This window comes from Porphyromonas circumdentaria (assembly GCF_900167105.1).
Lineage (GTDB): Bacteria > Bacteroidota > Bacteroidia > Bacteroidales > Porphyromonadaceae > Porphyromonas > Porphyromonas circumdentaria.
Window position 1 is genome coordinate 1 of sequence record NZ_FUXE01000010.1, and the last position, 22570, is coordinate 22570.

Sequence of the window (22570 nt, forward strand, 5' to 3'; positions counted from 1 at the left end):
TTAGCACAAGTGGAACGTCTTACACGAAGAAAGATCAAAATACTTGCGGGCGACAGAGGTTATCGGGGCAAGAAAGAGATTAACGGGACTCAGGTTTTAATTCCAGATACCCCCAAACCCTCAGATAGTAGGTATCAGAAGCGCAAGAAACACAAACTATTCTGCAAGCGAGCAGGCATAGAAGCCACGATTGGACACTTGAAATCAGATCATCGTTTAGGTTGCAACTTTTACAAGGGATTGATAGGGGATGCTATAAACATCCTGCTGGCAGCAGCGGCTTATAACTTCAAAAGAGCCATGAAAGCTCTTTTACACCTGCTCAAAATAATAAGCGAGAAGCCATGGATGGATGACTTCTCGCTTATCAATGCTTTTTAAGGGGCGACTATTTAGTTGCCGAGCCTTTATTCAATCACACGTGTAAAAAAACTATTCTTCACAGAAGTATAAACGTATTAAGGCACACACAATTCTCTATATTTAAACTGAAGATATGTATACTAAGATTGAATATATATATTTTCAGCTTGAATATATGTATACTAAGATTGAATATAGAGAATTAGTTGTGTGTAAAGTAATTTTAGAGCCTTTGGCTATATCTTTTCTACCGTTAAAGAGAGTTTTTTGAGACTCGTGTGGAGTTTGTCCAGTCTTTTGTAAAACAGAGAGCTGTTCGGTATGGATCGTAATGCCCCTATCCGCACAAGGTAAAGCCTTATCGACAGTAATAACCAATACTACCCTTGTAAAATCTACAAACAAATAAAGTTTTATTTCTCAACTCTCTTTGGCTCGAGACATAAGAAGTTGCCAGAGCTTATCTTTCGGCACTGGGGCTTCAAGATAAATCTCTTGATGACTCACAGGATGCTCAAAGCGTACTGAATAGCTGAGCAAAGAGATACTACCATCGGGATTGCTCCGAGGAGCACCATACTTCAAATCGCCCTTTATGGGTCTATTCATACCCGATAGCTGTGCTCTGATTTGGTGATGCCTACCCGTAAGCAACTCTATCTCCAAGAGCTGATAACGCTCTGCCGTAGCTATCAAACGCCAACGAAGGTGAGCTTGTTTAGCCCCCGGGGTGTTGGGAGCCACTCGATAGGTTTTGTTCTGTTTGGGGTTACGTAAAAGCCAATCTACACACTCCCCTTGCTGCTCTTTTGAGGCTATCTGTGGCACGATGGCTCGGTAGGTTTTGTGCACTTTACCCTCGGCAAAGAGTTTATTCATACGTGCCAAAGCCTTGCTCGTTTTGGCAAAAATCACCAACCCTCCTACGGGGCGATCTAAACGGTGCACCACCCCAACAAATACATTACCTGGCTTGTGGTAGGTCTCTTTTATATATTGACCTACCATCTCTTCTAAAGAAATGTCGCCGGTCTTATCGCTATGAACGATTTCGCCCGGCAACTTACTTACAATGATGAGATGATTATCCTCGTAAAGAATCTTCATCAACAATTCATACCACCGCAACAGTGGATTACTTGACCCGAAACGTATGCAGACAAATCACTCGCCAAGAAAACGGCTACTCCTGCTACATCTTCAGGCAATCCACCTCTGCGGAGGGGAATTTGTGCTGCCCACTGCTTCTTAACCTCTTCAGAGAGTGCACCCGTCATGTCTGTAATAATAAATCCAGGAGCGATAGCATTGGCACGGATACCCCTAGAACCTAACTCTTTAGCTGTACTCTTAGACAAACCAATCATACCTGCTTTAGAAGCTGAATAGTTTGCTTGTCCTGCATTACCACTTACTCCAACCACAGAAGCCATATTGATAATGCTACCTGAACGTTGCTTCATCATAATAGGAGCTACGGCATGGGTCAAGTTAAATGCCGACTTCAAATTGACATTAATAACCATATCCCACTGCTCTTCCGTCATACGGAGCAATAAGCCGTCTCTGGTAATTCCAGCATTATTTACCAATACATCTATCGAACCAAAGTCTGCCACAATCTCTTCTACAACTTTGTGAGCATCGGAAAAATCTGCCGCATTAGAAACGTAGGCTTTGGCTCTTACACCCATTGCAGTAAGCTCCGCAATAAAAGCCTCTATATCTGTACCTATTTTTATATCGGTAATTGCTACATCTGCCCCTTCTTTAGCAAACTTTTCAGCAATAGCACGACCAATTCCACGCCCTGCTCCTGTAATAAGAGCGGTTTTTCCTGTCAATAATTTCATAATACTATCCTGTTTATTTTATGTCTAATATATTCTTTTGTCCAGAAGTTCTATCTCTCTGTAAACCAGAGAAAAGTAATTGTTTGATTGCTTTGAAAAGCCTTTCAAACTCCTCTTCTTCCATACGATGTGTTTGGCGGTTAATATAAGGAACCTCCAAGCCTTTTATAGAGCCTTGTATCAAAAGAGCCATCGGCTCAATGTCTGCGATGGAGAAGTTCCCTTTAGCACAACCCTCTTGTAATATATGTGCTATAATTTTACGCTCTTCTACATCAAACTTATAACGTACTCGCTCTACCCGACGGATATCGTTAAAGAAGTCTGCTTTGAGAGACCCATTGCGCATAACTAATTGGTAGATGCTCTTCATATGGGTGGCAATAAGTTTCAATAGTTTCTCTTCTGAAGGCAAATCGGAAAGAGCAACTGCCTTTAATCGCTCGTACAAATGGTCCAGTTCCCTGCTTACCACAGCGTAGAATACATCCATTTTATTCTTAAAATACATGTAAACCGTACGGCGACCACGCTTAGAAGCCTCTGCAATATCATTCATCGTCGTCTTTTCGACTCCAAAACGGGCAAAGAGCTGACGAGCCACTTCTATAAGCAGATCTTTCGTTCGCGTTGTAGTACTTTTTCTTTTTTGAACCTCTATTTCCTCCATATGCACAAAAATAGTGCATTTTTGCAATGTATGGCAAAGATTCGTAAAGATAGCAGTAGCATATATGAAAAACCCTCTCATTCGCTCGTTCCCAGACGAATGAAAGGGTTCTCAAAATTGCTTTTACAGAAAAAAATACTTCGAGGGATTACTGCGTTAGGTTGATACGAAGGCTCACCCCAAAATTACTATTACGAGTTGGGAAGGAAGCCGTACTCACCAACGGATGGTTCATATTCCAATCGTAGTAAGCTCTAAGGGTAAGCATCTTACTGAGGGCATAATCTGCACTAAACTTTAAGCTATGTGCTATATTCCCATTAGTTGCTTGAGTGAAGTCTTCCTGAATCTTTCGGATCAACATAGAAGACTTATTGTAAGAATAATCCAGTCGCAAGGTCATTGCTCCTCCAGAAGTAAAGAGAGCATCTTTGGCCTTTGTCGAAGCACGCCTCTTTTTCTTGAGCCCAATCATCGTAAGGAAGTTATCTACCTTATAGCTTATCCCTGCTGTAAACTCATCAGAGGCAGACTCGACCAACTGAAAAGCAGTAATGTTGAGATTTAGGGTACGACGTTTATTCCATCGAGAAGATAAAGACATACCATTCTTTATGGTGACTTCCAAACCAATGAGCGGATTAAACCCTTCCTGCAAAGTAACCCCTGGGATATTAAAAGGCAAAGAAGCAACTCGTTGACCCGAAGACTCGACTACACCCGTAGGATTAGCAAGATTACTTGCTGGTACCTCCCTCAAGAATCCAAGAGGCAGAGAGGAGTCTTTAGAAAGTTCTTTCCACCCTAACAAAGATTGATAGCCTCCGACCGTATAAGTAGAAGTATAGCCGTGAGAAAGGGCAATATTGCGAAATAGATTTTTGAAAATCGGAAGTTTAGAAAGTCCCGTGTAAGTCAGATTCCAGTTGGGCAATAAAGCTGTGGGGGCAGGGAAAGGATTTAATTCGATTGAGTTTACATCTCTCTGACTGTAAGCAGCCAAAAAGGCGGGGATAAGTACATCAGTACTATTTTCTCTTACGAGCACATTATCTGCCGACGGGTACTGTTTATACAGATCTCTAAAGCGACTTGCAATTATACCCCGTGAGGCTAAAAAGTCAGAAAAAGCAGGAGAGGCATAGCCGTTTGCACCAACAGGAGTAAAGAAAAACCCTTTAAGTCCTATTGTTGTCATGGTAAAGTTCCCTCCATATGTACGAGGCATTCCATCAAAGACGAACTGCGTTTCCTCTCTTTTGGTATCGACCCTGTTGGCTGTAAGAGTTATACGCAAATCTTTGAGAGGCTCCAAGGTAACGCGGATGGCTAAATTCTCTGTCTGCGAGTAGGCAGAGGGATTTACATTTTCCTGTGCTGTGGTCAGCCAACCATAGCTGGCAGCCTTTTCGACATAACTATTATCTGTAAAACCAAAAGCAAAGTCCCAACCAGGAGCTAATCCTGCCGCTGTACGGCTCTGCCCTCCTGCTGCCTGAATGGAGGGCATAAATCCTGGGAGGTTAAGATTGTTCGTCCTATTATAAGTGACATTAATATCTTTCAGCATCATAAGTGAGTAGAGCATATAATTACCAAAAGCACTACCCTCTTTTGCTTTTCTGGAAGATTTCTCATCTCTGGAAACAATCGTCAACTTAAGAGCAAGAGTATCCTGATTGCGTATTTCCACCGAGTTAGCATCAATTATACGTGTCTTCAGTTTATAAGTCTTTCCCTCTGTCGTAGTAGCTTTAAGATCTATTTTTTTCGTTCCTAAATTATGCTTTACAACAGTGATACTATCACCTTTTAACTTTATATCCTGTGTATACTTCTTGGGTTGTAGAGATTTTTTCTCGGTACGTTGTTCCGCCATTCTCTGTCGAGGGGAAGAGTCAAAAGAACTCTTTCCCATCGCCTTTTCTATATTGGCCAAGAATGGAATTAACTTATAGAGTTGGGTGAAATTCATCGAAAAAGAGCCCTCTATACGCCTTTCATTGCGTATTATATTACCAATAAACTCCCCATTCGGCATACGTGCTCCAAGATCCCAATTATAAGTACCAGTATAAGTGACTGATCCGTTAATCCAGTTCATATAAGGAATAAGAGAAAAAGGCAACTTCCACGTTAAATTGGCCGTTTGATCGTACTTCATAGGAGTACCAAACTCGGCAATACTCCTATTCACAGAGTCTCTCCAAACTTTGTATTTATCCGGTTCCAACTCTCTATTAACTTGTAAATAAGGTTCTTCAATACGGGCATTTGTACCCGATTTGAAAGAGAATTGCAGGTTGGTAGTCAAGTTCCAATTCAGTGCGACAGCCCTATCCCAAAGGAAGTTTTGGAGGAAAGTGGCAGGTAAAGGGGTAGCATCTCCTACTCCAGGGATAAAGTTACGTATCTGCTGCTCGGAATAATTGCGCAACATGGAGGTAGAGAAACTTATCTTAGAGGGCAAATAGTTTATCTGATAAGACTTCAAAACCTGAACTGCCGAGTTGCGACTCTTTAACCCCGCAAAAGGCTTCAACGGAGGTAGTACAGGCGAATAATCATAGGTTAGAGCAGCTTGCCAATCCCTTTTACGATCATAAACATAGTCTGGTGTATTGTGATCTGTTTGACTGTACGAATAGCTTGCCGAGAAGTTTATAGGATCGTATGGCATGGGCGTTTTGCTCTTTATACCTACTCGCATATTGCTCAAAGAAAAAGCATGAGAACGAGTCTGCGTTACAGCATGACTTGTTATGGAGTCTCGCTCCTCTTTTGTAACCACAGCTTTAATTGCATCTGAAAGGAGTATATCCTGATCTAACGGATTGTAGCGTGGCGTTATGACCTCATCGGAGAAAGTATAGTAGAGAGGAAGAGTAACCTGTGCTTTTTCGGAAAAGAATCGACCCATCTCAAAATTGGCAGAGAGGTTCACTTGACGCAGATCTTCCAATCTACGCTGTGACAATGTTTGATCCAAAGCACCAAAACCTGCTGTTTGCATCTGTCCACGCACAGCCAAAGTACCCCAGTCACTAACCTTAAGTTGCATGTCTGCATTGGCAGCCCATCCCCCCTGCTCTAAGTAATCACTAAGCCTCATTTCATTTACCCAAATCTCTACGCTTTTAATGTCGTGAGCATTATTACGTACTCCAATCATTATGGTCTTAACACTCGACAGAGAGGGATTACCCATTACTGTGATACTGTTTCTCGGGTTCTTAGGATCAGGTTTACTGTATCGTTTGAAAAAGTCTGCTTCGGCCTGCCCTTCGCTCTTAGCTCTGTTTCGCTCTCTCTTGAGTTCAGTAAGGACAGAGAGCATGATATCCATCTTGTTCTCTTCTGGCCAAACGGTACGTCTATCTTGGGCTATATCGGTACTATATATACCAAAAGGAGTAATATTCAGAGGAACAGAATACTCGTAGTAGTTATTTCTGTAATCACTTCCCAAACGAATAAAAACAGACATATCTCCGTTGGAAGTATTTGTTTCGTCACTTACCAATCGCTCGGCATGGGTAAAAAGTTCCAAGCGTTTGTAGCGACGGAGGTCTAAACCTGTATTACGGTAAACTGCTCGGGCATCTCCAGGTGCCAACTTCGTTATTTTGAGGCTCAAAGACTGTTCATTCTGTTGGGTAGTTTGAGAAGCTGAAGGGTCTAAACTACGTAATACACCAGGAGGAAGTACATAGTTAACGGGCTGACGATCGCCATTTTCTTCAATATTAACGGCACTAACCTCCAAAACTCCCTTAGAAATAGGCTGTAGCAAGGGATCGTGCAACTCTCTCTCGTATTGCCTCCAATCTCCTCTCACAAGTTTAAAAGTACCGAAGCGCAAGAAAACCTCCTCCTTAAAGTCTGTAAGGAAAAGACGAATAAAACGAATACTCTTAAAATCGGCTATACCCCCAACCTTTTGATTGAAATCTCTGACGGGGACTTTGAATTGGTACCAACTGACTGTTTCCTGTTTACCATTGGGCAAGGTAACCGTAGCAGGACGAACATCTACAATATAGTTTTTGCCTATAACCATCTGATCGGGACGTAAGGCAATTTTATATTGAAAGTACTTTTCGTTCTCATTAAGGGTATTGTCCTGATTGATATCCTCTACATCAGGTACAATACGACTTGCTATACTATATACATCATTTGTATCCGTAGCTTCGGCACTATTACCCTGTACCCCGTTGTAGTATTTGTATCGCTCCAAGATGGGGGCTTGCCTTTCGTCGAAACGCCCATTACGATAGTGTAAGAAATTATCCCCTGCAGGGTCATTAAGAGGGCTCATATCGTCCGCAGCCCAACGCTGGAGGACCTCTGGAGATACTTTATTCTTGACCCCATTCAAATAGCTCACATAGGAAGCCCAAACGCGTTCTTCCTCATCGGTCAATCCATTAAAGCCGACATCTTGCTTAGCTCTTGCCCCAGGGGAGTTATCAAATGCATATCCTGTACCTTGACGAATGGGCACCTTACCCCAAACGGTTTCTACCGTAGCCTGTGCGTCGTCATTGAGAGGCATACCATTTTCAAAGAACTTTTTCTCGTCTCTTAATACCTCCTCATTGATTTCCCCAAGATTTATATAAAAATCTCCCCCTTGGGTAGTACCCTTAGTGTATACAAAGGGATCCAAAAGCCAAAACTCCAAATACTCGATATTAGCAGCCTCAAAATCACTCTGGTCTATCTTTCTCATAATCCCCCCCCAGTTCTTTTCTGGATTAGCTAAGGTGCCATCGGGGAGTAAAGCTTGGTCATTCAAATTGTAAGGACCTCGCTCTTTAGGGTAATAAGATAGGTTGAAAGTCTGCAGATAACTGTAGTGAGACTGCGAAAAATCTCTGTAAGGAAAAAGTTCCTGTATATTAATCTCCCGTACAAAATGGTTGCTCTGCAGGTCAAGATTATTACGAATGTAAGAAGGCGTTAAGGAGGAATTGGCCCTATTAAACATCGGATCTATGTAAAACCATGCTAATCGAGCTCTATGCTCTCCGTAACGCACATCGTTAGAAAGGGTTGCTTCTGGGAACAAAACGTTAGCCCCATCTTGATAGGGTGTAGAAGAAAGCATCCAAGAGTAAGGATTCATCAAGTCGATTGAGTTTTGCGAAGTTTCAAAATCATCGATATAACTATACCCTTTGGCATAACGCCCCTCATAGTGCCCTGGTATTAAGTGGGCAAACTCTGCATTGAATCGCAGTTCACTTGGCTGGGTCAGATTGAGAAAAGGCAACTTATCGACCCAATTGGTTAAACCTTGCCAATCTGTTCTATAGCTCAAATTCATTCCCCAGAGCGTGTTGCGCATAGACTCGCTCCCTATAGGAGTTTTCGTCGTCAGAGGCATCTCGCTCAAATGCATAAAAGTCCCCCCAAAGACCAAATCTTTGGTAAAGTGATAGTTCATATCCAACCCCACCATTGTTTTACGCTGCATATTCATCAGCCCTCTATTCTCGAGAGATACATCTACACGTGTTCCGCTGTTGAGGATAGATTCGTTGAGGATGGTTACCGTACCCATGGCGTAGTTGACCGTATAATCAACGTTCTCTGTGAGGGTAACACCTCCCGCGGTAACTCGTACCGACCCAGGGGTAACATTAGCAATGCCTGCCCCGAGACTGATTTGTCCACTTGAGGAGGCTTTATACTCTCCACGCAAGATGAATTTATCTTTCTCTGTTACCTGACGTGCTGCAACCGCGGTGGTGTCGTAGATCTCTTGATAGACATATTTGTCTGCAATCACGGGGTCGCCTATTTTTCTTCGCAAAGTCGCACCGAAGGGCTCAACCGTGGAGAAAATAATCCAACCACGCTGGGGATTTACGGTATAGCCACGCACAAAGTCAAAAACGCCATCGGGGTGCGCTTCGTTGCGTCTATCCAATCGATCCATATCTAAGGTTCTTATCAGAAGCTGTCCCTTGGTGGGTCCTTCATTGAGATAAGGTATAGCCGTACCCAGTTTATCATCTTTGTAGAGAATATCTAAACGGAAGCGATCTTCCTGCAGATCTGAAACATTAGTTCCTAAGGAATATATGTTGCGCATCATAAAGTACCAGTAGGGAGAAGAAGTGGTCATAGCCGAGCCCTTAAGGAGCTTGACATAGAGGTTGTCGGTACTACTGTCGCTTCTATCGGTACTGAACTCTCCGACCTGATAGACTTGTCCCTTATAAGTGTATTCATAGGCTATAGCAAGCACCTCGTCAGTACTGAGGCGTACATTAAGAGAGATATAGCCCAAACTATTATTGAGGGTATACTCGCTCTCGGTCAGTCTACGCGCACTTTCCAACTTTTCATAATCTCGTCCTCCCTCATACACTCCCTGCAAAACCTGTGATACACGGTCTATCTTTCTCAAATCTGCCAAAGCGAGTATGGTGTTATAAAGAGAGTTGGCTTTATTGTCGGGTACCTCAAAGCCAGAAGGAATTACCCCACTGGCAGAGACCCTATGAGGTTCTCCCAAGTCACTAAAGGCTACTATATTACGCGCATCTTCAAAACGAGTACGCTTATTCGTTACCCAAAGCTCGACACGATTGATAACAATACCAGAGGAAATAAAAGGTAAGGTCGACAATGCCTGATCGTAATGCTCACGGAAGTAGTGTCCTAAAAAGAAGTGACGGTTTTCATCGTAGTTATTGGCAGAGAACTCAAACGGAGTAGTCTGCGCCCCTCCCTCCGATGAGATTCTTTTTGTCTCTGCTTCCTGCTGACTTACTACCAAGCTAAGATCCAACTTACCAAACTGCATTTTGGTGTGTAGACCAAAAAGGGAGGCTCCTCCCTGTATCAAAGAGTTCTTGGGCTGTAGCGATACATTACCCGCTTCTATGAGTTTTATGATGTCATCCTCTTCACCCTCATAGGATAACTTTAACTTCTTGGAATCGAAATCAAAAGTCGTCTCCGTGTTGTAGTTCAGATTGAAATTGAGTTTGCTCCCGACAGAAGCTTGTACATTGGCTTGTATCTTTTGGTCAAAGTCAAAGAAAGTATGCCGACGGGCATTCTGTGGCAAAGAGGGATTTTCTGTGGCACTACTCTTAACCCCCATAAGCACCTCTGCCGAACCCTGCGTACGCAACTTAACTCCACCAGGACCGAAAATCTTCTCTGCAGGCCCTAATTCAAACCCGAAATCAAAAGGGTTAAACTGTTTTTTCCCGCTCTCTTTAGCCTCGTTCTCGTCCTTTTGTATAAAATAATTATTCCCTTTTTTTCGTCTCACATACTCCCAATACTGCTGTGGAGTGTAGGCGATAGGGGTACCTATACGCTGACCGTTGAACGTAGTTATATAGAGGTAATTGCCCGTAGCGACATCATATATAAACTCCTCTTTGAGCAACGAGGGATTACGCAAGTCGGCAGGATGTTTTTGCTCTAAATCGAGATAACTTGCAGGTATTGTCTTACGAACAGGATAGCGCAAAGAATCTTGTACTACGGGTTGCGATTTGATTTTTTCCTTAGGAAAAAAAGTAGAAGGTCGATAAGGAGCACCAAATAGCAGGCGACTTGCCATGGCCACCCCTATGGAACAGATAAGCAAGAGGAGTAATAAATAGAAAAAGCGGAAATGGGTACGATACGACATACTATAACGGGGCTTTCTATACTGTGCTTAAGCCTTTTAGAGCATTTTCAACGCCCGTTTAACAATCTCCTCTACCGAAAGAGTCGGCTCTGCATCTATCAATGTCTTTACCACCTTACGTACCGACACATCCTGAAAACCGAGCATTTTCAAGGCTCTTTGTGCCTCATCTACCACTTGAGCATTGACACGACTTTCCTTTTGAGGGAGGGTGCTAGTAGCCTCCTCTCCTAAAGAGGAAAGATCTATTTTACCTTTCAGATCTACCACAATACGCTGTGCCGTTTTGAGACCTATTCCTTTTACGTTCTTCAATAAATCTACAGAGCCATTTTGAATAATGGTTGCCAAATCTAAGGGGGTATAGGCCGACAGAATAAGCCTTGCCGTAGAGGGACCTACCCCCGATACAGAGCACAATTTTTCAAAGAAAGAGCGAGCCTCCTCACGCACGAAACCGAAGAGTATATGTGCATCCTCTCGGATAATTTCTGTTATCCAGAGGCGTACTTTCTCCCGTCCCTGCAAAAAAGTATAGTCTGTCAAAGTTATCTGCACATCATATCCCACCCCTAAACAATCTATTAGGGCGTTGGTGGGTGTTAGTCTGTCTATTTTTCCCTCGAGGTAAGCAATCATAATGATTCTTAATAGTTACTTATAACAACGCTAATAAGCTCGACATATTGCACAAAAGCTCTCTGCAAAGGTAAATATTCCAAAGAAGAGCGTTGCAATAAGGGTTTCTATTTGCAAACAGGAGGGAAAATGCAGATGCATCAAAGCCTCATAAATCTTCCTCTTGAGAGAGCAAAACGATTACTTAGAGAACCAACCTGAAACGTATTAGGGATAAATCCCGTGAGGCACAAGGAACAATTAGAAGAAAGGGTATTAGGGTGAGGATTAAAGCTGAGCAAGGGCAAACTGCTTACCCATCTCAAAGCCGTGGGCTTGGCATGTGGTTTTCGTACTCGGATGACCTACCACGTTAAGAGGCATAGTTTCGGTACGCTAACTGTTAGAGGCAGGTATTCCGATGGAGAGCATTGCTAAGATGATGGGACACGCCTCCATCTCCAGCACGCCAATCTATGCTCAAATCACTGACCAAAAGATTGCAAAGGATATGGACAGGTTGATACAACAATGAGAGTAGATAACCTAAATATAAAAAGAGCTTGCTTTATTAACTGAAACAAGCTCTTTTTATAGCAAATAATCTATAATGATTTCTTTTGCATTATTTCTTAGATGTTTTGATATGCAATTTTATTTTCTTCATAGCCCAGTCGTAATGGCTGGCAGTTGCCGAAACGCAGTAAGCTCCGAGTGGGGAAGTTCCAGTCCAAGCGAGTACTCCTTTGGCAAAGAGTTCATCGTTGGAGAATTGCTCTATCAGTGCCATTACCTCTTTGTGGCTCTCTCTTAACTTTGCTTTAGCTTCCTCTAATGGCGTATTTTGGTGCTTCTTCCAAAACTCAACATTCATTGTCGGGTAGGTTTTCCAATTATATGGTTCGGGAAGAAAGGGTTTATGCTCACCGTTAGTATTGGCTCGTACCCAATCCAATAGCAGTTGATGCCACTCGTATAAATGTACAAGCACATCTCGCAAGTTCTTGTCTCGACCCCAATGAGCTTCCTTACCCGCTGTAGCCATTTCATCGGCAAAAGTTGCCGTCTGCTGTCCCTCACTCATACTTTCAATGAGTTTCCACATCTTGTCAAATTGTCCATTGGCGGATGCAAGTAAATCAATTTTTGTTGTTGCTCGTGCCATATCTTTTTATTTTAGTTGTTATTCGATTATAAAAGAAAGTGGAATAAACACCTTTTGTGGGCAATCGCTCCACAAGTTTGATTAAAGTCCATCGTAGCTGTTGTTTTTTACCCAATTTAGTAACAACTGATGCCATTCATACAGATGTACAAAAACATCACGCAGTTTTTTATCCAGACTCCAAATGTGCTTCTTTTGCCATCCGATACCATTACTTATTGGGAGAAAATAGAATAAGACTACACGATGTCACTTAGGTCACTGATAAAGTTGATTTGTTTACCTTTGTTACATTCAAAAATGAAGTCACTAAGACTCTTGCTGTTACATTCGGAAAAATCGCCAACAATAATCAAAGGCATTTGATATTGTACGAATTTTTGAAGTATATCTCCTGCTATTTTAGTTTTTAAGTCAAAAAAATCAGGTGTAATATTCTTTTTGTGAATAATAATCTTATCGAAGCCCTGATAATATAAGTTCCCCAACAAATCTAATCCATCCTCAGTAGATCTTAAGATTATTTTGTCAGTTATAACTTCAGCCACTTTTCTATTGTCTATATTGTGAGTTTTAATTTTCATGCAGTACTTATTGTTAGCTCTTTAATTGTCTGTCTTTGGTTATTGTTGACGAACTATAAAACAAGATTTCCTTCTCTGTCAATCTTCCAAAATGGATTGTAAGCTACCTCAAATACATAACCGTCCAAATCCTTAAAATAGCCGCTGTAACCGCCCCAAAATACTTTCTGAGCGGGTTTCACGAGGGTTGCTCCAAGCCGTTTGGCTTCCTGCATTACGGCATCGACTTCTTCCTTCGATGTGGCATTATAACTGATTGTCATGCCTGAAAAGGCTGACTGCTGATAACATAACGTACTGTCTTTTTCCAATTCTTGCAATGGGTATAATCCCAAGACTATCCCTCCCAAAGGAAACAATGCGTATTGGTCCTGACTTTGTTCCGACTTCTTCCAACCCAATCCCTCATAGAAAGCCAATGCTTTTTGAAAGTCTTTTACTCCTAATGTGATTAAAGTGAATTTTTGTCTCATAAATTATACATTGTAGGATTTGCCACAAATTTACTTATTCATAGCGAGGAAGAAGAATAAAATGACAAGAAAACGCTTCTTGCAAATATTTTATCTTCGGTAATTCTTTTGCAGTAGTCGGCCGATGTGGGAGAGCTTGTAGAGGATTTTCCCTGCTATTTGGGGTAGGGAATAACTCCCTTGTCCCGATGGTCTTGCAAGGTGCGAGGGCTGATGAAAAGGCGTTTGCAAACCTCTCGCCCCGTGAGGAAGATTCTCCCCGAAGTGCGGACGGAGCGTTTGGGCGATAGTTTGCAAGCAAAAAAATCGTATAAGATAAAAGTCATAAACCTACAGGATAAAAGTCAAAAACACCTGCCTTTTTCTTTATATTCAGATTGAATATACATATTTTCAACTTAAATATATATATACGTAGATTGCATATAAAGAAAATCCTATACGTTTTTGACTTTTGTCCCATACGCTTTGCTATTTATATCTATAACTTTTGAAGGTTTCCTTTGCACCTCTTGCACTATATCCTAACTGTTCCTCTCTGATACTCTTTGATATTACCAATAATAGGAGTAGAAGAAACTCCTCTATCGCCCTCGTGTAGCACCTCGAGAGACAATTTCTTGGAGACAAAAGATTTACTTTTGCACATATGTTAAGTATCGAGCAGGCACGCACCTATATACAAAACTCCATCGAGCACCTTTACCCTCCCGAAGAGTGTCGTTTTATCGCCTTAGACCTATTGGGGGTACTATGCTCATGGTCAAGAAGTCAAGTTTTACTGGCCGAGGCGCACTTTACCCTCTCTGACGAAAAGGAACAACAGCTTAAAGCTATGGTACATCGCCTACAATCGGGCGAGCCAATACAGTACATACAAGGGAGCGTTGAATTCGGAGCCCTCCGCCTTTCGGTAGGTAGAGGCGTACTGATTCCCCGTCCCGAAACAGAAGAGATGGTAGCTCTTATCCTCCAAGAGATGAGAAATAAAACAGGCATCCGCTACCTCGATATAGGAACTGGCAGCGGATGTATAGCCCTATCTCTGGCTTATGGTTTAAGGGGAAGTAGAGGCTTTGCCTTGGAAAAATCACCCGAAGCAAGAGAGATAGCCGATAAGAATATCCAATACTACCAACAAGAAAACAAAATCGCCCCCTTACAACTGATAGCGGGAGACCTATTCGCCCCCGAGGAATGGTTGCATAGAATAGAGATTCCCATCGACTTGGTAGTGAGCAATCCCCCTTATGTACAGGTGCAGGAAGCCAAAGATATGGCTCCGCACGTACTCAAAAGTGAGCCTTCACAAGCTTTATTCGCTCCAGAGGATAATCCATTGTACTACTACGAAGGCATCATTCACCTCTGTCATGCACTTCCTTTGGCACCAAAAGCCCGATTGTATGTAGAAATCAATGCTCTGTTAGGAGGGAAAACACAACAGCTATTCGAGATGAATCCCCTATTTCGGGAGGTAAAACTACTAAAGGACTTAAGCGGAAGAGATCGCTTTATCACCGCAACAATGATACCCCAAAATGGATAAAGACAAAATATACAAACAACTCTGTAGCTACTGCAATCGTGCCGAAAGGTGTCCCATGGATGTTATTCAGTGGTTGCGAAAAAAGGAGATTGAGGGGAGTGATGCCACTCCTTTTATAGAAAAATTGCAGGAGGAGGGTCTAATCGATGAAAATCGTTTTATTCGCGCCTTTGCTTCCGACAAGTTACGCTTCTCCCATTGGGGCTACTACAAAATAAGAATGGAACTCTTGATGCGCAACCTTCCAGAACATAGGGTAGAACAAATAACCCAACAAGTAATGGAAGACGAGGGCGAAGAGGAGATACTACGACAACTCTTAGAAAAGAAAATCCGCCTTAGACTTCAAGAATTAGAGAAAACAGAGAAAGACTTCGAAGAAGAAATTTGGAAAGTATTTGACTATTTTGCCAACAAAGGCTTCCGAAAAAGAAGGGTTATAGAGCTTGGAAAGTCTATCCTTAAGGAAATCGAAGGAGAGCTAAGGGGGAAATAGATAAAACCTTCTTTACAGATAAAAAGAAAAGCATTAGGCAGAGAAGAGCGCGACGCGTTGTATCAATCGGTCTACTGATATACTATTCCTTGACCATCTTAGCACGGTAGAATCTTTTCAGCTGCTGCATCAATTCTCCCACGGTTTTGTCGGCTCTTTTCAACGCTGCAAGTACCTCAGCCTTACGCTCTTCGGCAGGAACTACAGCATTGTCGGAGAGAACTCTTTTTACAGCTTCTCCCTTAAGTCCTTTCTCCTTAACCAAATAATATACCGTGCGCAACTGCTCTACTTGACGAGGGGTATAACGCCGCCTTTGTGTAGAGGAACGCTCGGGAAGTATATTGTAACTCCTCTCCCAATAATACAAGGTACCTATATCGATACCTAAGAGCGTTGCCACCTCCGATGAGGAATAGTACTTTTTCAGAGACTTAGCCATCTTCTCCTGTCATTTTAGTTTTTTTCTTAAATAGGCTCCCGTATAGGATGCCTCAACCTCTGCAATCTCTTCAGGTGTACCCTGTGCGACGATGGTTCCCCCGTTAACGCCTCCCTCTGGTCCCATATCGATTACATAATCTGCGCACTTAACAACGTCCAAATTATGCTCTATCACCAAAACCGAGTGCCCTTGATCTATAAGCGCATTAAGGGCTTTCATCAAAACAGATATATCCTGAAAGTGCAACCCTGTGGTAGGCTCGTCGAAAATAAACAGAGAGGGTTCCTTCTTGGTCTTGCTTAGATAGTAAGCCAACTTAAGGCGTTGATTCTCTCCACCCGATAGAGAAGAGCTGTTCTGCCCCATTTTCAAGTATCCAAGCCCTACCTTTTGAAGAACGGAAAGTAAAGAAATTATGCTCTCCGTATGCCCTTTTGAGGGAAACTCCTGAAAGAAAGCAACCGCTTCGTTTATTGTCATATTGAGCAGATCATAAATATTCTTATCATGGTAGCAAACATCTAAAATCTCTCGACGAAACCTCTTGCCTTCGCACGCTTCGCAAGTAAGGGTAAGATCTGCCATGAACTGCATCTCGATAGTAACTACCCCCTCGCCCTTACACTCTTCACATCGGCCCCCCTCTCGGTTAAAACTAAACATAGAGGCTGCATATCCCATCTGTTTAGATAGGGGTAGCTCACTGTAAAGCGAACGAATAGCATCATAAGCCCCAATGTAAGTGACAGGATTGGAACGAGCATTTCTACCAGCACTATTTTGATCTACATACTCTACATCTTTAATACACGATATATCTCCCGATATTATTTGCCCATGTAATGCGGTAGGTTCGTCTAATAGACGCGACAACTCCTCAAAAAGGGTATCTCGGACCAAAGTACTCTTACCTGAACCACTCACCCCAGTAACGACAGTCATAACCTCCAAGGGGATTCGTACCGTTAAGTTCTTCAGGTTATTCTTCGCCGCATTGCGCACCTCTATATACTTATGCCACCTTCGACGTTGAAGAGGCAAAGGTATTGTTGCCTTCTGTGAAAGGAAAGCCGCTGTATAGCCAGGTGTTTGCGCAGTAATTTCAGAAGGAGCACCCGCAAAAACTATTTCTCCGCCCAAACTGCCCGCATCTGGACCAATATCAATGAGATAATCTGCCGCCTGCATCATATTTTCATCATGCTCAACAACAACGAGAGTATTCCCAGCGTCCCTTAATCGCTCTATTACGGAAATCAAACGCTTTGTATCCCTTTCATGGAGGCCAATACTCGGTTCATCCAATACATACATAGCCCCATAGAGATTACTTCCCAAACGTGTAGCCAGTGTAACGCGCTGGCTCTCTCCACCCGACAAAGTATTTGAGGGTCTATCTAAAGTGAGATACTCTAAACCCACGTCACAGAGTACCGAGAGGCGAGAACGAATCTCAAACAACAGTCGCTGTGCAGCCTCGGCAATTGGTGTAGGTAAATCTACCTTTTCAAAAAAAACTCTTGCATCGGCTATTGACATAGAGGTTATCTCGTACAGTTTTTTTCCCTCAAAAAGCACGAAAAAAGCATCTTCTTTCAGCCGTCTACCCTGACACAAAGGACAGGTTGTTTTACCACTGAAATGAGCTATACGCACCCGATTTTGTACCTTATAACGATCCTTATGAAGCATTGCAAAAAAGGCATCAATACCATACACTGCAGGCATTCCCTCCTCGGGGTCCGTTATCCCTTTCCACAAGATGCTTTTTTCGGCCTCGGTCAATTGATTATAGGGGGTGTGTATGGGGAAACCGTAGGCTTTAGCCGCCCGAAAGAAATCGTCTCTCCATCCAGAACTTTTAGGACCACTCCAACAGGCAACAGCTCCTTCATAAACAGAAAGCCCCTCCTGAGGAATCACCAACTCTGGAGCAATTCCTATAGTTTTTCCATACCCCTCGCATCTGGGGCAAGCACCTGTAGGGCTATTGAAATCAAAAAGTTCGGGTGTAGGCTCTACAAACAACCGCCTATCCGCTTCAAACCTATTACTAAAAGCAAAAGTCTCTCCATACCCCTCTTTGGTGGCTATCGCTATGTAACACTCTCCGTGCCCCTCGTAGAAAGCAATCTCAGCAGAGTCTGCCAAGCGGGAGTCATAGGTGGCATCTTCCCTACGAACACTCAGGCGATCGACCAATAGATAGAAATCTCCAGACTCTAATAGCGTGTTATCGACTTCATCAATATAGTAGACCTTGTTACCTATCGCTATTCGGCTAAAACCCGAGCTCTGATAAAGCTGTAATTGTGTCTGTAAAGTATTTGTTCCTGACAGATGCACTGGAGCCAAAAGTAAAAAGCGTGTCCCCTCTTCCAATGTTTTTGAAAAAGCAACAACGTCGTGCACCGTGTGCTTTTTAACTTCATCCCCAGAAATAGGCGAGTAAGTACGCCCGAAGCGGGCAAAGAGCATTTTGAGATAATCGTAAATCTCGGTAATTGTGCCCACCGTACTGCGAGGATTACGACTTATAACACGTTGCTGTATAGCCACAGCTGGAGGAATATAGCGTATAAAATCACAATCGGGCTTGGGCATACGATTCAAAAACTGCCGAGCATAACTCGACAAACTCTCTACATACCGGCGTTGCCCCTCTGCATAAAGGGTATCAAAAGCCAAGGAACTCTTGCCCGAGCCACTAACCCCTGTAACCACGGTAAGTTTACCACGGGGAATAGAAACATCTATATTCTTCAGGTTATTGACCCTGTTTCCCCGAATTTCTATGTCCCCAATGTCTATTCCTTTTCTTGTTTTTGACATCTTCTTATACTACTTTTATTCAGTTTTCAAAAGGTTTTGACAGGCTCTTACACAGGTGCACAAGATGTCTATCTGTATGGTTTATCAAGCATCAATTGTAAGCCCAAAAGCATCTCCACACTTAACGCGACAAAAGACAAAATCAATCGAGAGCAATCTTTTTTACTCTCGCCTCATGACGTCCACCTTCAAAAGGAGTCGATAAAAAAGTATTTACTATTCTCTCTGCTTCCTCAAACGAAATAAAACGAGCAGGAAGGGATAATACATTCGCATTATTATGGGCTTTTGCCAATGCAGCTAACTCTTCACTCCAACACAAAGCCGCACGCACTTTTTGATGTTTATTCAGTGCCATAGAGATTCCATTGCCCGAACCACACACAGCAATGCCCATAGATAACTCTCCCGCATCAATTGCACGACCAAGCAAATGAGCAAAATCAGGGTAATCAGCTCTCTCTTCCGAATGAGTTCCAAAATCTACACATTCATACCCTTTCGCTGTTAATAGCCTTTTAATCTCCTCTTTCAACAGGTAGCCTGCATGATCACAACACAATCCACACTTCATAATTTTCTCTTTTTCTTTAAGCACACCCCTTTTCTCTATCTTTCAACGCAAAAATTCCATAGGAGTATACTTTTCTATTTTATATCCTATTAGTTAAGTAGCTACAAAACTATATATAAATACGGGTTGAAACTACATTATTCTTCTGCTTATGGAGCTGCTCCCCAAAATTCTTACAACATCTTTGTTGATATTTGATCCGATTATACCTCTACGTCAAACCACTCTCTCCCTCTCAAGAGCTCTTACAATATCGAAGGGTATCTGAAAGTATCTTGAATTAGGTTGAGAAGATTTTTGAGATAAAGTTGCAATCTTAGAAAATATACAGAAGCCCCCATACAGAAGCCTCCCTTTAGACACAAAGGGAGGCATAAAAAAAGGATACCAAGAAAATCCTTAAGAATAAGGAAATCTTAGGTATCCCTCCTATAGTTAGGTTATAGGACCAAGGCTTTAGATTATCGTAATCTTATCTTCAGGGATGTTCACCCCTGTTGTATTCAAACGATAGCCTCGTCCATGTACGTTCTTTATTTCAAGAGAAGGATCTGCCTTCAATATCTTACGCAACTTTGTGATGTAAACATCCATACTGCGGGCGTTGAAGTAGTTATCATTTTCCCAAATAGTTTTGAGGGCATAATTACGCTCCAAAGTTTCATTAGCAAAGCTGCATAACAAGGCCAAAAGCTGGCTCTCTTTAGTCGTTAACTTAGTAACTTGTGTGCCGAGAGTCAGTGTTTGTTTTTGTGTATCGAAAACAAACTTTCCTAACTGATAGTAGGGTCTAATGCGAGAGTCTACTCCTCTAACCCGACGCATTATAGCCTCGATACGAGCCAAAAGCTCATCCAAGCTAAAGGGCTTAGTAACATAGTCGTCGCCTCCTACTGTAAACCCGTGAAGAACATCCTCTTTCATCGTTTTTGCTGTCAAGAAGATAATAGGCACTGTACTATTTACAGAGCGTATCTCCTGTGCCACAGAAAAACCATCCTTAAGAGGCATCATCACATCCAAAATACAGAGATCATATTGCGTTTTTTCAAAGTTACGTATCCCCTCTTCCCCATCACGGAAAAGATCTGTGTCGAACCCTTTAGTATCTAAGAATTCCTTGAGAAGCATCCCCAAATTTTCGTCGTCTTCACAGAAAAAGATTTTCAATTTTTCGTCCATAGCTATCTATAATAATGTTTTATCTCGTTCTTTTTATCACTATATCCTCCCGTTGATATATATATTATAACAAATAAAAGTGTAAAAGGTTTATTTTCGTTTTCCCTATCTTTGTACGCGTTCTTCTGCGGGTAAATCAACTATCATGGTGGTTCCCGCATTCAATTTACTTTCAACACCGACTTTCCCGCCCATATCTTTTACGGTCTTTGCTACATAAGCAAGTCCTAATCCAAAACCTTTTGTGTCGTGCACATTTCCAGTGTCTACTCGAAAGTATTGGCGAAAGATACTTTTTTGGTCCGCTTTGGCAATACCTATACCATTATCCTTTATAGCAATGCGTAAAATATTCGGTGCAGGATTGGTCATTGAGATAGAAAGAATAGGAGGAACATCGGTCTTTCTATACTTAATAGCATTCTCCAAAAGATTGAATATAACATTCTGCAAGTGTATCTTGTCTACATGAACATAGGTCTCTGTTGCAGAAAAATGCCCCTCCATAGAACCGCCCAAACGCTCACACTGCAAACGATACAATGTAAGAGCATGCTCAATCAAGCTGGTACAATCAAACCAAGAAAAGTGATAGCACACCTTACCCTCATTAATCAAAGTAAACTGTAGAATCTTATCTGCCAAAAAGAAAAGCCGTTCAGCTTCACTTTGCATTGCTTCTAAAATCTTTTTGCTTCTTTCCTTATTACTGATTATTGAATCTTGGCTCAGCATGCTCGAAGCCAACTTTATAGAAGTCACAGGTGTTTTAAGCTCGTGAGTCATGTTATGCACAAAGTTGTGTCTATCCTTCTCAAATCTCTGCTGACGAGAATAAAGTACTACTGCTATCACAAACAAAAGAAAAACTGTAAGTATAGATACAACCGAAGGAATTGCATAAGTATATATGTTTTGATAATTATTGTGATCATAAAAAATCACCTGAATAAAACCAGAAGAAACGCTCCCGATAGTAATCTTATCAAAAAGAGGTAAACAAATAGAATTTTTATCGGATCCCGAAATTCCATAAGGAGGTCCCATCTCATATATTATCTTCTCCTTACGATCATAAATTTTATATACAAAAGGCTCTTCTATTCCTACAGAAGCGAGATTGCGCTTCAAAGACTGCAAAAGCGTCATATGTGAAATTTTATCACACATTGGACGCATGTCATTATCCAAATTAATTATGGACGATAGTATAATGTCACTAATGGCCTCATGCTGGAAAAAATAAGCCTCTGTAAGTCTTTTCTGTACATCCAGAGAAATAGACGTATGTGCATAACTCTCAGACGTATAGTTTTGCATCCAAGGAGGGCAAGAAGAGAAAGGAGAAGAACTTATTAGAGCTCCCCACTTGGTAAACTTTTCAATCTCGTCTAATTTAGGATCATTTAAGTAGGGAGATGCATATTGACTTTTTTGCAACAGAGGAGAGTGTCCTTCCAAATTCTCTAGAACGAAGGAAGAAATTGCCTCCTTTTCAACGATGTCCTTTGCCTTAGATATTGCCGACTGAGCCAACTTAAAAAACTGATCATTATAGCTATCCTTCATCTCAAGCATGTACTTGATCTGTAATAACAAGGCTGATGATAAGGCAAACGAAGCCAAAACAATCAAGAAGTTATATAATCTCTTTTTCTTCATTGTATTACCCGATTTAACTCACTACTCCTTAAGATAAGGACAAGGCTTTTACACTAACTCTACTTTTCGTTAAACAGTTAAACACCAAAATCCCGTAAAGGATCAGGAGAAAGAATCTTATAAGAATCTACATTTTTAAAGATTTTGCCGAAGTATTCGTTTCTCTAAAATCCATATTCTTATCCATCTGTCCATCTCCTTATGATACCACTGTACACATCATTCTGCAAAGATAGTATTTTTATGATTTTGTAAAAGCACATTTACTCTTGAGATATAATTAATCAAAAGAAAAGTTTAATTCGACCGTTGCAAAAGGCATGACTTCTACGAACGAAATAATATGCTCCTCTCTTGGACAGATATTGATATTCCAACAGAGACAAGTAGCAATAAATGATGAAACTCTTTTTATATTTGAACAAATACCTCCCATTT

The 22570-nt window shown here is 41.8% G+C and carries 16 protein-coding genes and 3 pseudogenes; 4 read left to right on the forward strand and 15 right to left on the reverse strand.

The annotated features are described in order from the left end of the window. A partial coding sequence (locus tag B5D06_RS05350; protein ID WP_394364847.1) for a transposase occupies positions 1-381 on the forward strand: 381 nt, incomplete at its 5' end. A gap of 402 nt (positions 382-783) precedes the next feature. Here the strand turns inward: B5D06_RS05350 and B5D06_RS05355 are convergent. The 5 genes from B5D06_RS05355 to ruvA form a co-directional block, all read right to left on the reverse strand. After that, a complete protein-coding gene (locus B5D06_RS05355; protein WP_078736986.1) occupies positions 784-1470 on the reverse strand; it encodes an RluA family pseudouridine synthase in 687 nt (228 codons plus the stop codon). Beyond that, positions 1470-2216 (reverse strand): 3-oxoacyl-[acyl-carrier-protein] reductase, encoded by a 747-nt coding sequence (gene fabG / locus B5D06_RS05360; RefSeq protein WP_078736987.1) that lies wholly within the window; start codon positions 2214-2216, stop codon positions 1470-1472. Before fabG ends, B5D06_RS05355 begins: the two co-directional genes overlap by 1 nt. A 13-nt stretch (positions 2217-2229) precedes the next feature. Continuing rightward, positions 2230-2886, reverse strand: coding sequence for a TetR/AcrR family transcriptional regulator (locus tag B5D06_RS05365; RefSeq protein WP_159442696.1), 657 nt, complete (start codon positions 2884-2886; stop codon positions 2230-2232). A 148-nt stretch (positions 2887-3034) separates the two neighbouring features. Next, positions 3035-10552: a T9SS outer membrane translocon Sov/SprA gene (sov, locus tag B5D06_RS05370; protein WP_234989561.1), complete on the reverse strand. Its 7518-nt coding sequence runs from the start codon at positions 10550-10552 to the stop codon at positions 3035-3037. 36 nt (positions 10553-10588) lie between these two features. Continuing rightward, a complete protein-coding gene (gene ruvA / locus B5D06_RS05375) occupies positions 10589-11191 on the reverse strand; it encodes a Holliday junction branch migration protein RuvA (protein ID WP_078736989.1) in 603 nt (200 codons plus the stop codon). Positions 11192-11464: 273 nt separating this feature from the next. On the opposite strand from ruvA, the pseudogene B5D06_RS05380 reads away from it, so the two are divergent. Continuing rightward, positions 11465-11705, forward strand: a pseudogene (locus B5D06_RS05380) (tyrosine-type recombinase/integrase); the annotation flags it as partial. A gap of 90 nt (positions 11706-11795) precedes the next feature. Here the strand turns inward: B5D06_RS05380 and B5D06_RS05385 are convergent. The 5 genes and pseudogenes from B5D06_RS05385 to B5D06_RS05405 form a co-directional block, all read right to left on the reverse strand. Beyond that, positions 11796-12335, reverse strand: coding sequence for a ClbS/DfsB family four-helix bundle protein (locus B5D06_RS05385; protein ID WP_078736990.1), 540 nt, complete (start codon positions 12333-12335; stop codon positions 11796-11798). 96 nt (positions 12336-12431) lie between these two features. After that, positions 12432-12518: pseudogene (locus tag B5D06_RS09185) on the reverse strand (ClbS/DfsB family four-helix bundle protein); the annotation flags it as partial. Positions 12519-12574: 56 nt separating this feature from the next. Further along, positions 12575-12919 (reverse strand): DUF4180 domain-containing protein, encoded by a 345-nt coding sequence (locus B5D06_RS05395; RefSeq protein WP_078736991.1) that lies wholly within the window; start codon positions 12917-12919, stop codon positions 12575-12577. A gap of 53 nt (positions 12920-12972) precedes the next feature. After that, entirely contained in the window at positions 12973-13392 is a 420-nt protein-coding gene (locus tag B5D06_RS05400; RefSeq protein ID WP_078736992.1) for a VOC family protein, read from the reverse strand. 90 nt (positions 13393-13482) lie between these two features. Further along, positions 13483-13704 (reverse strand): annotated as a pseudogene (locus tag B5D06_RS05405) (helix-turn-helix domain-containing protein). A 337-nt stretch (positions 13705-14041) separates the two neighbouring features. Between B5D06_RS05405 and prmC the strand changes: the two are divergent. Next, positions 14042-14941 (forward strand): peptide chain release factor N(5)-glutamine methyltransferase, encoded by a 900-nt coding sequence (gene prmC, locus B5D06_RS05410; RefSeq protein ID WP_078736993.1) that lies wholly within the window; start codon positions 14042-14044, stop codon positions 14939-14941. Continuing rightward, positions 14934-15437, forward strand: a complete 504-nt coding sequence (locus B5D06_RS05415) for a regulatory protein RecX (RefSeq protein WP_078736994.1) — start codon at positions 14934-14936, stop codon at positions 15435-15437. The genes prmC and B5D06_RS05415 overlap by 8 nt, the downstream gene beginning before the upstream one ends. Before the next feature lie 82 nt (positions 15438-15519). On the opposite strand, the gene B5D06_RS05420 is transcribed toward B5D06_RS05415, so the two are convergent. The 5 genes from B5D06_RS05420 to B5D06_RS05440 all read right to left on the reverse strand — a co-directional run bounded on the left by B5D06_RS05420 (position 15520) and on the right by B5D06_RS05440 (position 22132). Continuing rightward, complete coding sequence (locus B5D06_RS05420; RefSeq protein ID WP_078736995.1) at positions 15520-15879, reverse strand: MerR family transcriptional regulator; 360 nt, start codon at positions 15877-15879, stop codon at positions 15520-15522. Positions 15880-15888: 9 nt separating this feature from the next. Beyond that, positions 15889-18714, reverse strand: a complete 2826-nt coding sequence (gene uvrA / locus B5D06_RS05425; protein WP_078736996.1) for an excinuclease ABC subunit UvrA — start codon at positions 18712-18714, stop codon at positions 15889-15891. 142 nt (positions 18715-18856) lie between these two features. After that, positions 18857-19291, reverse strand: a complete 435-nt coding sequence (gene rpiB, locus B5D06_RS05430) for a ribose 5-phosphate isomerase B (protein ID WP_143742623.1) — start codon at positions 19289-19291, stop codon at positions 18857-18859. Positions 19292-19744: 453 nt separating this feature from the next. After that, positions 19745-20470, reverse strand: coding sequence for a response regulator transcription factor RprY (rprY, locus tag B5D06_RS05435; RefSeq protein WP_078736997.1), 726 nt, complete (start codon positions 20468-20470; stop codon positions 19745-19747). A 105-nt stretch (positions 20471-20575) separates the two neighbouring features. Then, positions 20576-22132, reverse strand: a complete 1557-nt coding sequence (locus tag B5D06_RS05440) for a sensor histidine kinase (protein ID WP_078736998.1) — start codon at positions 22130-22132, stop codon at positions 20576-20578. Positions 22133-22570 lie beyond the last annotated feature (438 nt).